The organism is Aquitalea sp. ASV15 (assembly GCF_016429115.1).
Taxonomy (GTDB): Bacteria; Pseudomonadota; Gammaproteobacteria; order Burkholderiales; family Chromobacteriaceae; genus Aquitalea; species Aquitalea magnusonii.
Window position 1 is genome coordinate 49986 of record NZ_JAELTZ010000008.1, and the last position, 13313, is coordinate 63298.

Below are 13313 nucleotides of genomic sequence, written 5' to 3' on the forward strand. Positions count from 1 at the left end.
GTCAAAATGACTAATCATGTGGAATGAAATAGTTGCTTACAATATTTACTTGGCAGTATCGACTGCGCCTGAGTAATTTTCATGGGCCAATTCGGCAAGCAAGGCCCCGGCTACAAACAACAACAACTGCAACATGTGATCGCGGAAGATGCTTTCGTTGAGCATGCGCCCCAGGAAACCACACACCATCAGCATCAGCATCAGCCCGCGTACATCCTGCTGATAGCGGAAACGCCGATAGCCGGTAACAAACAGGCTGGCGCAAAACAGCAACCACAGCACAATGCCGGGGATACCCAGTGCCAGCCCCAGGTCGATGAAACCGCTATGGGCATGCCCCAGATTATTCTTGATGCCCATGCTGGTGGCCGCCTGGGCAAATACTTCGCGCATGAAGCCAAATCCCAGCGGGTGGCTGGCAATCATGTCCAGACCGCTGTGAATCCAGGCTACGCGCTTGAAGGCCGAATCATCGACTGGCTGGCCGTTGGACATCAGCGGCAAGGGGCCGATCTGGGTCCAGGTGGGGTGATGCTGGTAATCCCAGCCTGCCGCAACCGATTCGGTAAACGCCAGATTGCGGCTGTCTTGCTTGATGGCATAGGTCACCAAGCCACTCAGCGTGCCGAGTACCACCAGCCAGATCAGCAATAACTTGCCCCAGCCATGCTTCACGCCCTGGAAAATGGAGTACAGCAGCAGCATGGAAAAACTGAGATAGACCATGCCTATCATGCCGTTACGGGCCGCAGCATGCAGGCTGACAAACACAAACAAGGCCAGAATACCCAGCAGCCATGGTTTGCTGATGCGGCTGACGCGTTGCCGTCCCCAATGACCAAAACACAAGGTGGCAACAACAAAGGCCAATACGAAATTGATCAGAAAGGTGAACTCAAGATACGTGGGTGTGGAAAATGTCTCGCGGTAAGGCCAGGTGCCGGTAGAGAAATACTGGTAGGCCTCCAGGACAAACTCGGCCACGGCCAGCGCAACGCCACCGCCAATGACCACGTCGATGATGGAAAACTTGCGCCATACCCGGTACAAGACCATTCCGATCACAAACCATAATGTAGCCATCCCCAGCTGGCTGCGCAGTTCCGCCATGGAAATGGCTGGCCAGCGTGATAACAACAAGGTATGCAGTGTGGCATAGGCCATGAACAGGGCCAGCAGGATGACGGGATATCTGGCGGCCCGGAAAGTAGGCAAGCTGCGGGGCAACAAAGGCAGTGCCAACAGCAGCAAGCCACCTTGCAAGGCATAGCGCAATGCTACCGTGTGTCCCACGCTGCATACGGCAACATAGATGAAAGACAGCAACAGTACCGCTATTGCGTGCCAGCCTTTGCTGGCTGCCGTGTCGCTCATCGACAGAAAACGACTCATGAATACCTCATACATGGCAAACAATGGTGGCCAGTCATGCATATCGCCATACCAGCACGGCATGCCGTCGGCCACATTCCAAAATGCGTGTGCGCGGAGCAGATGGCATGCAAACCAGTCTGCATAAACAAAAACAAAAACGGCACATTGTAACAGCTGCCTTGACTACAGCCACATACCGCATGCGTAAAGAAAAAGCCCGCCAGTCGGCGGGCTTCTTTACTCAAGCGCTCAGGCTACCCCTGCTTACCACACCTGCAGATAGCTCAGGATGCCTTCTGCCGCCTGACGGCCTTCGAACACGGCACGCACCACCAGGTCGGCACCGCGTACCTGGTCGCCACCGGCGAAGATCTTGGCGTGGCTGGTCTGGTACTTGAACCTGGACTTTTCCGAGGCGATGGTGCGACCGTTGGGCTGGCTGCTGATGCCGGCGCGGTCAAACCAGCTGGCGGCTTCTACCTGGAAGCCGAAGGCGATGATGACGTGGTCGCACTCGATGCGCTCTTCGCTGCCCGGTACGATTTCGGCATTGCGACGGCCTTTGGCATCCGGCTCACCCAGGCGGGTTTCGGCCAGGATCACCGCCAGCGCGCCATTGGCCAGTTGTTCGATGCCTACCGGCTGGCTGTTCCAGCGGAATTCCACGCCCTCTTCCTTGGCATTGGCCACTTCGCGCTTGGAGCCCGGCATGTTTGCCTCGTCGCGGCGGTAAGCGCAGGTGACGCGCTTGGCACCCTGACGGATGGCGGTGCGGTTGCAGTCCATGGCGGTGTCGCCACCACCCAGCACCACCACACGCTTGCCGGCCATGGAGATGGCTTGCTCGCCTGCGGGCAGGGTTTCCATGCACTGGCGCACGTTGTTGACCAGATACGGCAGCGCTTCCAGCACGCCTGGCAGGTCTTCACCGGCAAAGCCGCCCTTCATGTACTTGTAGGCACCCATGCCCATGAATACGGCATCGTACTGTTCCAGCAGGGCTTCGATTTCGATGTCCTTGCCGATTTCGGTATTCAGTACGAACTCCACGCCCATGCCTTGCATGATTTCGCGACGGCGCTGCACGACGGCCTTTTCCAGCTTGAATTCCGGAATGCCGAAGGTGAGCAGGCCGCCGATTTCTTCGTAGCGGTCGTATACCACCGGCTTCACGCCGTTGCGTACCAGCACGTCGGCACAGGCAAGGCCTGCCGGGCCGGCACCGATGACGGCGACTTTCTTGTCGCTCCAGATCACCTTGGACATGTCCGGACGCCAGCCAGCTTTATAGGCTTCGTCGGTGATGTATTTTTCGATGCTGCCGATGGTCACGGCACCGAAACCACCCTGGTTCAGCGTGCAGGAGCCTTCGCACAGGCGGTCTTGCGGGCATACACGGCCGCAGATTTCCGGCAGGCTGTTGGTCTTGTGCGACATTTCGGCCGCTTCGAACAGCTTGCCTTCGGTCACCAGCTTCAGCCAGTTGGGAATGTAGTTGTGTACCGGGCATTCCCATTCGCAATAGGGGTTGCCACAGGACAGGCAGCGCCCGGCCTGGTCGGCGGCGTCCACCTTGTGCAGCGGTTGGTAGATTTCCTTGAACTCAATCTTGCGCACCGCGGCTTCGACTTTTTCGCCGGGGTTGCGGGAGAGCTTCATGAACTGGAATACGTCACCCATGATCGTTTCCTGACTGCGGACCCGGCCTTGTAAATGGCGGCAGGCCCTGTTGTTTCCATAGCGGCGGGGCAGCACGCCCCGCCCTCGATCGTCAATCCTTCAGCAGGCTGTCCAACGTGGCGGCCTTCGGCTTTACCAGCCAGAAGTAGTCCACGTAGTCGTCGAAGTTTTGCAGCATGGCGCGGCCGGTTTCGGAGCCGGTCAGCTCGACATGCTTGGCAATCTTCTCCAGCAGGAAGGCACGGTACATGCCCATTGCTTCGCCGTTGATCAGGTGAATGTCGACCAGTTCATTGTTGTAGCGGTAGGCAAAGCGCTCGCCCGGGTCGTAGACGAAGGCGAAACCACCGGTCATGCCGGCACCGAAGTTGTAGCCGGTTTCGCCCAGCACGATGACGGTACCACCGGTCATGTATTCGCAGCAGTGGTCGCCCGCACCTTCGATGACCGCCAGCGCGCCGGAGTTACGCACACCGAAGCGCTCGCCGGCCACACCGGCGGCAAACAGCTGGCCACCGGTGGCGCCATACAGGCAGGTATTGCCGATGATGATGGCTTCGCCGCTGTCGTACGCCGCATTCTTCGGCGGGTAGATGGTGACGCGGCCACCGGCCATGCCCTTGCCCACGTAGTCGTTGGCATCGCCTTCCAGTTCCAGGTGCAGGCCAGGCGCGTTCCACACGCCAAAGCTCTGACCGGCGCTGCCGTTGAACTTGACCTTGAGACAGCCAAACGGCAGGCCAGCCGCACCATGTACACGGGCGATTTCGCCGGACAGGCGGGCACCGATGGAACGGTGGATGTTCTCGATCGGGTAGGACAGTTCCAGCATCTGCTTGTTATGGATGGCAGGCAGGGCATCGGCCAGGATCTGCTCGGCCAGCTCGCCCTTGTCAAAGGACGGGTTGCTGTCGCTGATGCAGAAGCGCGGCACATCGTCCGGCACCGTGCCTTGCGACAGCAGCGGCGACAGGTCCAGCTTGTTCTGCTTGGTGGTTTCGCCCTCCAGCAGTTCCATCAGGTCCATGCGGCCGATCAGCTCTTCCATGCTGCGTACGCCCAGCTTGGCCATCCATTCGCGGGTTTCGCGGGCGATGAACAGGAAGTAGTTCATCACCATTTCCGGCAGGCCGAGGAAGTACTTGGAGCGCAGCTTGATTTCCTGGGTGGCCACGCCGGTGGCGCAGTTGTTCAGGTGGCAGATCCGCAGGTATTTGCAGCCCAGCGCCACCATCGGGCCGGTACCGAAGCCGAAGCTTTCTGCACCGAGGATGGCGGCCTTGATCACGTCCAGGCCGGTTTTCAGGCCACCGTCGGTCTGCACCCGTACCCGGCCACGCAGGCCGTTGGCACGCAGCACTTGCTGGGCTTCGGACAGACCCAGTTCCCACGGCGAGCCGGCGTATTTCACCGAGGTCAGCGGCGAGGCACCGGTACCACCGTCGTAACCGGAGATGGTGATCAGGTCGGCATAGGCCTTGGCCACACCGGCGGCAATGGTGCCCACGCCCGGCTCGGCCACCAGCTTCACCGATACCAGCGCGGTCGGGTTGACCTGCTTCAGGTCGAAGATCAGCTGGGCCAGGTCTTCGATGGAGTAAATATCGTGGTGCGGCGGCGGCGAAATCAGGCTGATGCCTTCCTTGGCGTGACGCAGGCGGGCAATCAGGCCGGTCACCTTGTCGCCCGGCAGCTGGCCACCCTCACCCGGCTTGGCACCTTGGGCTACCTTGATCTGCAGCACTTCGGCATTCACCAGGTAATGCGGGGTGACACCAAAGCGGCCGGAGGCCACCTGCTTGATCTTGGACATGCGCTCGGTACCGTAGCGCGATGCATCTTCACCACCTTCACCGGAGTTGGAACGGCCACCCAGACGGTTCATGGCGGTTGCCAGTGCCTCGTGGGCTTCCGGCGACAGCGCGCCCAGCGACATGCCGGCGGAGTCGAAACGCTTGAGAATGGCTTCGATCGGCTCGACTTCATCGATGGAGATCGGCTGCTCGGCCAGTTTCACCTTCATCAGGTCGCGCAGCATGGCCACCGGGCGGGTGTTCACCGTGTCGGCGTATTGCTGGTAGGCCTGGTAGTCGTCGTTTTGTACCGCTTTTTGCAGCAGCTGCACCACGTCCGGGTTGTAGGCGTGGTATTCCTCGCCGTGCACGTACTTGAGCAGGCCGCCTTGCGAAATCGGGCGCATCGGGTTGAAGGCGAAACGCAGCAGTTGTTGCTGGTCGTCCTCGAAGTCCTCGAAGCTGGCCCCGGAAACGCGCGACACGGTGCCCTTCAGGCACAGGTCCACCACGTCCTTGTGGATGCCCACGGCTTCAAACAGCTGGGCACCGCGATAGGAAGCGATGGTGGAAATCCCCATCTTGGACAGCACTTTCAGCAGGCCCTTGTTGATGCCCTTGCGGTAGTGCTGCAGCGCTTCGTTAATTTTGCAGTTGACCACGCCGCTGTTCACCAGGTCGATGATGCTCTGGTAAGCCAGGTAAGGATAAACCGCGGTGGCACCATAACCGATGACACAGGCCATCTGGTGCGCGTCGCGCACAGTGCCGGTTTCCAGCAGGATGTTGGTCTTGCAGCGCAGGCCGCTTTCAATCAGCGCATGGTGTACCGCACCGGTGGCAAACAGCGCATGGATGGGCAGACGGCCCTGGGTGATGATGCGGTCGGACAGCACCACGATCACCGTACCCTCTTGTACGGCTTCGATCACATGCTGGCACAGCTTTTCGATGGCCTGCTTGAGCGAGCTTTCCTTCGGGTCGTAGCACAAATCGAAGGTGGTGGCCTTCAGATACGGTTCCGGACGGGTGGTGACGCGGATGAATTTTTCGTGCGACAGCACCGGCGAGCGCACTTCCAGACGCTTGGCGTGCTCGGCGCTCTCTTCAAACATATTGCGTTCCGGGCCAAACACGCTGTTGAGCGACATCACCACCGCTTCGCGGATGGGGTCGATCGGCGGGTTGGTCACCTGGGCAAATTGCTGGCGCAGGTAGTCAAACGGCGAGCGCACTTTCTGGCTGAGCACCGCCATCGGGGTGTCATCGCCCATCGAGCCAACGGCTTCCTGACCGTCTTCGGCCAGGACGCGCAGGATCTGGTCGCGTTCTTCAAAGCTGAAGTTGTACAGCTTTTGCAGACGGGACAGCTCTTCCTTGCTCACCGCCTCGATGCCGGCATCGTCCTCGATCGACAGTTCCAGATACTTGGCGCTGTCCTTGATCCACTGGCGATACGGCTTGGCGCTCTTGAGCATGGCATCGATGTCTTCCGGCATCAGCAGCTCGCCGGTGGCCAGGTCAGCAGCAAACAGCTGGCCGGGCTTGACGCGGCCCTTGCGGACGACATCTTCCGGCTTGTAGTCCCACACGCCCACTTCGGAGGCGATGGTGAGGATATTGTCGCGGGTCAGCACCCAGCGCGCCGGGCGCAGGCCGTTGCGGTCCAGCATGCAGGCAGCGTAGCGGCCATCGGTCAGCACGATACCGGCCGGGCCATCCCACGGCTCCATGTGCATGGAGTTGTATTCGTAGAAGGCGCGCAGGTCCTTGTCGGTGGAGTCCACGTTCTGCCAGGCCGGCGGTACTAGCAGGCGCAGCGCACGGAACAGCGGAATGCCGCCCATCAGCAGGCCTTCCAGCATATTGTCCAGGCTCATCGAGTCCGAACCATCGGTCTGCACGATGGGACGCACGGCATCCATGTCCAGGTGCGGCGAGGCCATGATGCGCTCGCGGGCGCGCGCCCAGTAACGGTTGCCCTGCACGGTGTTGATTTCACCGTTGTGCGCCAGGAAACGGAAAGGCTGTGCCAGCTTCCATTGCGGCCAGGTATTGGTGGAGAAGCGCTGGTGGAATACCGCCAGGCTGGATTCAAAACGCGGGTCGTTCAGGTCCAGGAAGAACTTGGGCAGGTTTTCCGGAGTCACCAGGCCTTTGTAGGACAGGGTGTGCGGCGACAGCGTGGGCAGGTAGAAGGACGGATCGTCCACCTTGTTGGCTTTTTCTGCCTGACGACGGCCCATGTACAGGCGACGCTGGAAAGTCAGCTCGTCCATCCCGAAAGGACAGTTCACGAAAACCTGCGAAATGGCCGGCAGGCTGGCCAGCGCGGCTTCACCACAGGCGCTGATGTCGGTGGGCACCACGCGGAAACCGGCCACTTCCAGTTGCTGGGCTTCCAGGTACTCTTTCAGCCGGCGCAGGCTGCGCTCGCCGATTTCACTGTCGGGGTGGTGGAATACCAGACCGGCGGCGTACACTGCCTTCAGCGCGATATCCGCCTCGGCTGCCACTTCACGCAAAAAGCCGTCCGGCTTGCGGAACAGCAGGCCACAGCCGTCGCCCGACTTGCCGTCTGCCGCCACCGCTCCACGGTGGGTCAGTTTGGCCAGCGAGGAGATGGCGGTTTCCACCAGCCAGTGGCTGGGTTTGTCGTCCAGTTGGGTGATGAGGCCGAATCCGCAGCTGTCCTGCTCGAAATCCGGATGGTACAGGGTACCCTGCAACCAGCGCTGTCTGTCCATTGCTTTGTCCTGCTTATAATTGTGAATCGAGTGAATCGATTCTAAGGGCAACTTGCTTGACCTTGCAACCAGTTATTAGCTGCTTTTCCGCAGCGCAATAATTGTTTAAATTCAACAGCTTGATTGCGTTTTTCTGTAGAAAAATCAGGGAAAACCCGCAAAATATGCACATTTTTCTTCCAGTTTTGTGACACCCATATTCATATTTACGACTTTCTCCGTCGTGTACCGCCCTTATCCAAAACCGGGAAAAACACCATATTTTGAATATTGTCTGACAACATTCACGAGGTGATATGCGTAGCGATGCCACTACAGCGGCAACCCAGGTTTTCGTGCGCAAGCTGGCCGACCAGGCCTTCGCGCGCTCGGCCGGTGCGCCACTGATTGCCGGCAATAGTGTGCAATTGCTGTATGACAGCAGCGATAACTTTCCCGCCTGGAAACAGGCCATTGCTGCAGCGGAAGAGTCGGTATTCATTGAAATGTATATCGTGGCCAACGACCGTTTTGGCCGCGAGATCCGCCAGTTGCTGATGGACAAGGCCGCGGCCGGCGTCAAGGTATGCCTGCTATACGATTGGCTTGGCAGCTGGAAAGCCAGCCTGGGCGGATTTTTCCGACCGCTGGCCAGTGCCGGCGCCGAGGTGCGTGCCTATAACCCGCCCACGCTCACTGGCGGGCTGACCCTGCTGGGGCGCAACCATCGCAAGCTGATCGTGGTGGACCGGCAAACCGCCTTTATTTCCGGCCTGTGCATCAGTTCCAGCTGGGAAGGCCAGCCGCAAGCCGGCATCGCCCCCTGGCGCGATACCGGGCTGGCACTGCGCGGTCCGCTGCTGGCCGAGGCGCTGGCGGCGTTTGCCGATAGCTGGGCCAGCTGTGGCCCGCCACTGGACGCGCACTGGCTGGATTTTTCCACCCCCATCGCGGAATGCGGCACCATTGCCGCCCGCCTGATTGCCACCACCCCGTCCACCGCCCACATGATGCGGCTGGACATGCTGATTGCCAGTTTTGCCCGCCGCACGCTGTGGCTGACCGATGCCTATTTCATGGGCACCAGCACCTATCTGTCGGCACTGAAACAGGCCGCACGCGACGGGGTGGATGTGCGGCTGCTGGTGCCGCGTTCCAGCGACATCCGCTGGATTGCCACCGTGTCGCGCACCATGTACCGGCCGCTGCTGGAATCCGGCGTGCGGGTGTTCGAATGGAATGGCCCGATGATTCACGCCAAAACCGCCGTGGCCGATGGCCGCTGGGCACGCATCGGCTCCACCAATCTGAATATCTCCAGCTGGCTGGCCAACCGTGAAATCGATGTCGCCATCGAAGATGAAACAGTGGCCGGTGAACTGGCTGCGCGCTTTCTGCAGGATCTGCAGCAGTCCACCGAGGTGGTGCTCAGCGGCCACAAGCGCACCCCGGTACTGACCCAGCCGCGCCAGCGCCAGCCCCCCTCCTTCCTGCTGCCGGCGGCCAGCCATGCTGCACGCAGCAGTGCCAGTGCCGCGGCGCGCCAGGCGGCACGCATCGGCGATGCGCTGGGTGCGGTGGTACGCGGCACCCGCAGCATCGATACCAGCGAGGCGGCGGCTTTTCTCACCATCGGCCTGGCCTTGCTGGCACTGGCCGTGCTGGTGCTGCTGTTTCCCTGGCTGGTGGCCGGACCGCTGGCTTTCCTGCTGCTGGTTAGCGGTGGTGCCATCGTGCTCAAGGCACTGGGCCTGTACCGCCGCCGTAATGAAAAAAAACAACAGTTGGCCGCGACAAAAAATAATCTCAAACCGCCAGCACCGCCTGCCGGCTAATCTGTCTTAAAACAATCCGTTAACGCGGCAGCACCGGGCTGAAATCCTTGCCAGACAAGGCTTTCAACCGGATATTTGATCAAACCTGCAGAATATTTTCACTCCCTGATATTGCCTTGCAACACAAGCACGGTAAAAGGTCTACAATGCGCGCTTTCTTGGGATGTTCTCCAAGCTGGCCGACGTGAAGGACGCACCATTTGGCTGCTCCCTAAGAAAGCCGGGGGTCTGCGGCCACACCACGTCAGCCTGCAGGATACACCCCGGTTTTCGTGCGCGCCCAGTAACATTTACGCGCCTCAAGGCCAGCCTCGCCCACCGGCGACTGCGCCCCAACGCGCACCGAGTGACACTGCAGCAAGCTGCGGGCCGACAGGCGTTACAGGTGCACGGTATTGCTCTTGCCCATGGCAAAGGCTGCCTTCCTGAATGGCCATCCCCGGCTGTGGTGTCCGAGTTTTGACCGACAAGGACTCAGGTATGCGTTTTCATTTTCCCATCGTCATCATCGACGAGGACTTCCGCTCGGAAAACACCAGCGGCTCCGGCATCCGCGAACTGGCAGCGGCCATGGAGGCCGAAGGCATGAGCGTGATCGGTTACACCAGCTATGGTGACCTCACCTCCTTTGCCCAGCAGCAAAGCCGGGCAGCCGGTTTCATCCTGTCCATCGACGACGAGGAATTCCAGACCGACGACGCCTCGGAAAACGCCCTGGGCCAGTTGTACAGCTTTGTGGCGGAAATCCGCCGCCGCAACCCGGACATCCCGGTCTACCTGTACGGCGAAACCCGTACTGCGCGCCATATTCCCAATGACATCCTGCGCGAGCTGCATGGCTTCATCCACATGCATGAGGACACGCCGGAATTCGTGGCGCGCCATATCATCCGCGAATCCAAGAGCTATCTGGACAGCCTGGCCCCGCCGTTTTTCCGCGCGCTGGTGGACTACGCCCACGATGGCTCCTACTCCTGGCACTGCCCCGGTCACTCCGGTGGTGTGGCCTTCCTGAAGAGCCCGGTAGGCCAGATGTTCCACCAGTTCTTTGGTGAAAACATGCTGCGCGCCGACGTATGCAATGCGGTGGACGAACTGGGCCAGCTGCTGGACCACACCGGCCCGATTGCCGCGTCGGAACGCAATGCCGCACGCATCTTCAATGCCGACCACCTGTTCTTCGTCACCAACGGCACCTCCACATCCAACAAGATTGTGTGGCACAGCTGCGTGGCGGCCGGCGACATCGTGCTGGTGGACCGCAACTGCCACAAGTCCAATCTGCACGCCATCATGATGACCGGTGCCATTCCGGTCTTCCTGATGCCCACGCGCAACCACTACGGCATCATCGGCCCGATTCCGAAGTCGGAATTCCAGCTGGACAGCATCAAGAAAAAGATTCTGGCCAACCCCTTTGCCCGCGAAGCGCTGGAAAAGAACCCCAAGCTCAAGCCGCGCATCCTCACCATCACCCAGTCCACCTACGATGGCATCCTGTACAACGTGGAAGAGATCAAGGGCCTGCTGGATGGCGAAGTGGACACGCTGCACTTTGACGAAGCCTGGCTGCCGCATGCCAGCTTCCACGATTTCTATGGCGACTTCCACGCCATTGGTGAAGGCCGTCCGCGTTGCAAGGACAGTCTGATCTTCTCCACCCAGTCCACCCACAAGCTGCTGGCCGGCATCAGCCAGGCTTCTCAGATTCTGGTGCAGGACCCGCAAAACCGTCAGCTGGATACCGCCTGGTTTAACGAGGCCTATCTGATGCACACCTCCACCAGCCCGCAATACTCGATTATTGCCAGCTGCGACGTGGCAGCCGCCATGATGGAACAGCCGGGCGGCCAGGCGCTGGTGGAAGAATCGCTGGTGGAGGCACTGGACTTCCGCCGCGCCATGCGCAAGGTGGACGAGGAATACGGCAACGACTGGTGGTTCAGCGTATGGGGGCCGGAAGAGCTGTCCGACGACGGCATCTGCGACCCGGTGGACTGGGAACTGAAACCCGGCGCGCACTGGCACGGTTTTGCCGGCATCGAAGAAGGCTTCAACCTGCTGGACCCGATCAAGGCCACCGTGCTGACGCCGGGCCTGGATGTGGACGGCAGCTTCGAAGAAATGGGCATTCCGGCCGCCATCGTCACCAAGTACCTGACCGAACACGGTGTGGTGGTGGAAAAAACCGGCTTGTACAGCTTCTTCATCATGTTCACCATCGGCATCACCAAGGGCCGCTGGAACACGCTGATTTCGCTGCTGCAGCAGTTCAAGGACGATTTCGACAAGAACCAGCCGCTGTGGCGCGCCATGCCGGACTTTGTCGCGCGCTACCCGCAGTACGAGCGCGTGGGCCTGCAGGACCTGTGCCAGCGCATTCACGCCTTGTACACCAAGCACGACATCGCCCGCCTGACCACCGAGATCTATCTGTCCGAGATGGAGCCGGCCATGCGTCCGGCCGATGCCTTTGCCAAGATGGCGCACCGCGAGATCGAACGCGTGCCGGTCGACCAGCTGGAAGGCCGCGTTACCGCCGTGCTGCTGACGCCGTACCCGCCGGGCATCCCGCTGCTGATTCCGGGCGAGCGCTTCAACAAGACCATCGTCGACTACCTGCGCTTTGCCCAGGCTTTCAACCGCGAACTGCCGGGCTTCGAGACCGACGTGCACGGCCTGGTGGCCACCGATGTGGAAGGCCGCAAGGTGTACTGCGTGGATTGCGTCAAGTAAGGCGCCGACCTTGCACCATGCAAAAAGCCGCAGGCACTGTCCTGCGGCTTTTTTCTTGCCCGGGCCTGCGGCGCCTCAATGACGGCACAGGGTATTGCGGCCGCTGGCCTTGGCCTGGTACAGCGCCACATCGGCACGCGCATACAGCTGGGCCAGATCATCACCAGCCCGCCACATGGCCAGCCCGGCCGAGCAGCTATAGCCGAAACCCGGCAGCTCGGGCAGCGGTCGCGACGCCGCCACCGCGGCCAGCATGGCGTGCAAGGACAGCTCGGCCTCGGACTGGCTGTAGCCAGGCAGCAGCAACAGAAACTCCTCGCCACCCAGCCGGCCAAAACCGTCGTGCGGCCGCAACATGGGCTGGATGCGCTGCACAAAGTCGATGATGACGCGGTCTCCGGCCGGATGCCCCAGGCGGTCGTTGATCTGCTTGAAATGATCGAGATCGATAATCGCCACCGCCAGTGGCAAGCCGCTAGCCGCGGCCCGTGCCAGCAAACGGGCAAACTGCTGCATGATGGCGGAGCGATTGCAGATGCTGGTCAGCGGATCGGTCTGTGCCGCGCGCTGGGCCAGGTCGCGTGCCTGGCGCAATTCGCGCTCGGACACCTTGAGTTCGCTCATGTCGGTGGCCACGCACAACATGCTGCCATCCGGCTGCATGGCCTCGGTCATCCATATCCAGCGGCCATCGGTCAGGTCGGCCTCGAAGGCACGATAAACCTGCTTGCCACGACGCGAACGGGCCGACACCAGCCAGGCTTCGAAATCATGGGTATAGATCAGCGCACCAATGCAGCGCTGATAATTGCGCCGCATCAGCTCGGACCAGCTGAGCGTTTCGTGCGGCGCCACATCATAAGCCTGACAAAACGCCGCATTGGCATAACGCAACCGGTCATGGCGATCAAACAGGGCCAACAGCACGGGCGAATCGTGCAGCGCCGCCTGCAGCTCGCCGGCGATGGCGCCTTGTTCTGGTAAAGACATCCGCTGGTTTCCACCCATTTTGTTATTGGCCGTCAGCGCGCTCTCACCTTCGCGCTGGCGTACCGCTGCTCGGCGATGCCGACAGTCTGTTTAAAGATAGTTGCCAATTATTGATGCCGCTAACAAAAACCAGCGGCAGCCTTGCGCCCCCCGGCCTGTCCCGGTAGGCCAAGGCATAG

7 protein-coding genes are annotated in these 13313 nt (G+C 60.6%); 2 read left to right on the plus strand and 5 right to left on the minus strand.

The annotated features are described in order from the left end of the window. Positions 1-45: 45 nt before the first annotated feature. The 4 genes from JHD64_RS05300 to JHD64_RS05315 form a co-directional block, all read right to left on the minus strand. Complete coding sequence (locus tag JHD64_RS05300; RefSeq protein ID WP_199052502.1) at positions 46-1392, minus strand: O-antigen ligase; 1347 nt, start codon at positions 1390-1392, stop codon at positions 46-48. 246 nt (positions 1393-1638) lie between these two features. Beyond that, on the minus strand, positions 1639-3054 hold the full coding sequence (locus tag JHD64_RS05305; protein ID WP_199052503.1) for an FAD-dependent oxidoreductase: 1416 nt from the start codon (positions 3052-3054) through the stop codon (positions 1639-1641). A 91-nt stretch (positions 3055-3145) separates the two neighbouring features. Further along, positions 3146-7594, minus strand: a complete 4449-nt coding sequence (gltB, locus tag JHD64_RS05310) for a glutamate synthase large subunit (RefSeq protein WP_199052504.1) — start codon at positions 7592-7594, stop codon at positions 3146-3148. Positions 7595-7635: 41 nt separating this feature from the next. Then, entirely contained in the window at positions 7636-7788 is a 153-nt protein-coding gene (locus JHD64_RS05315) for a hypothetical protein (protein WP_158527695.1), read from the minus strand. Positions 7789-7890: 102 nt separating this feature from the next. On the opposite strand from JHD64_RS05315, the gene JHD64_RS05320 reads away from it, so the two are divergent. Both JHD64_RS05320 and JHD64_RS05325 read left to right on the plus strand, forming a co-directional pair. After that, a complete protein-coding gene (locus JHD64_RS05320; RefSeq protein ID WP_199052505.1) occupies positions 7891-9408 on the plus strand; it encodes a phosphatidylserine/phosphatidylglycerophosphate/cardiolipin synthase family protein in 1518 nt (505 codons plus the stop codon). A 480-nt stretch (positions 9409-9888) separates the two neighbouring features. Continuing rightward, positions 9889-12144: an arginine/lysine/ornithine decarboxylase gene (locus tag JHD64_RS05325; protein WP_199052506.1), complete on the plus strand. Its 2256-nt coding sequence runs from the start codon at positions 9889-9891 to the stop codon at positions 12142-12144. A gap of 75 nt (positions 12145-12219) precedes the next feature. Here the strand turns inward: JHD64_RS05325 and JHD64_RS05330 are convergent, their stop codons facing one another. Next, the gene (locus JHD64_RS05330) at positions 12220-13134 is read right to left on the minus strand and encodes a sensor domain-containing diguanylate cyclase (RefSeq protein WP_233170346.1); all 915 of its coding nucleotides are present in this window, start codon (positions 13132-13134) and stop codon (positions 12220-12222) included. Positions 13135-13313: the final 179 nt, after the last annotated feature.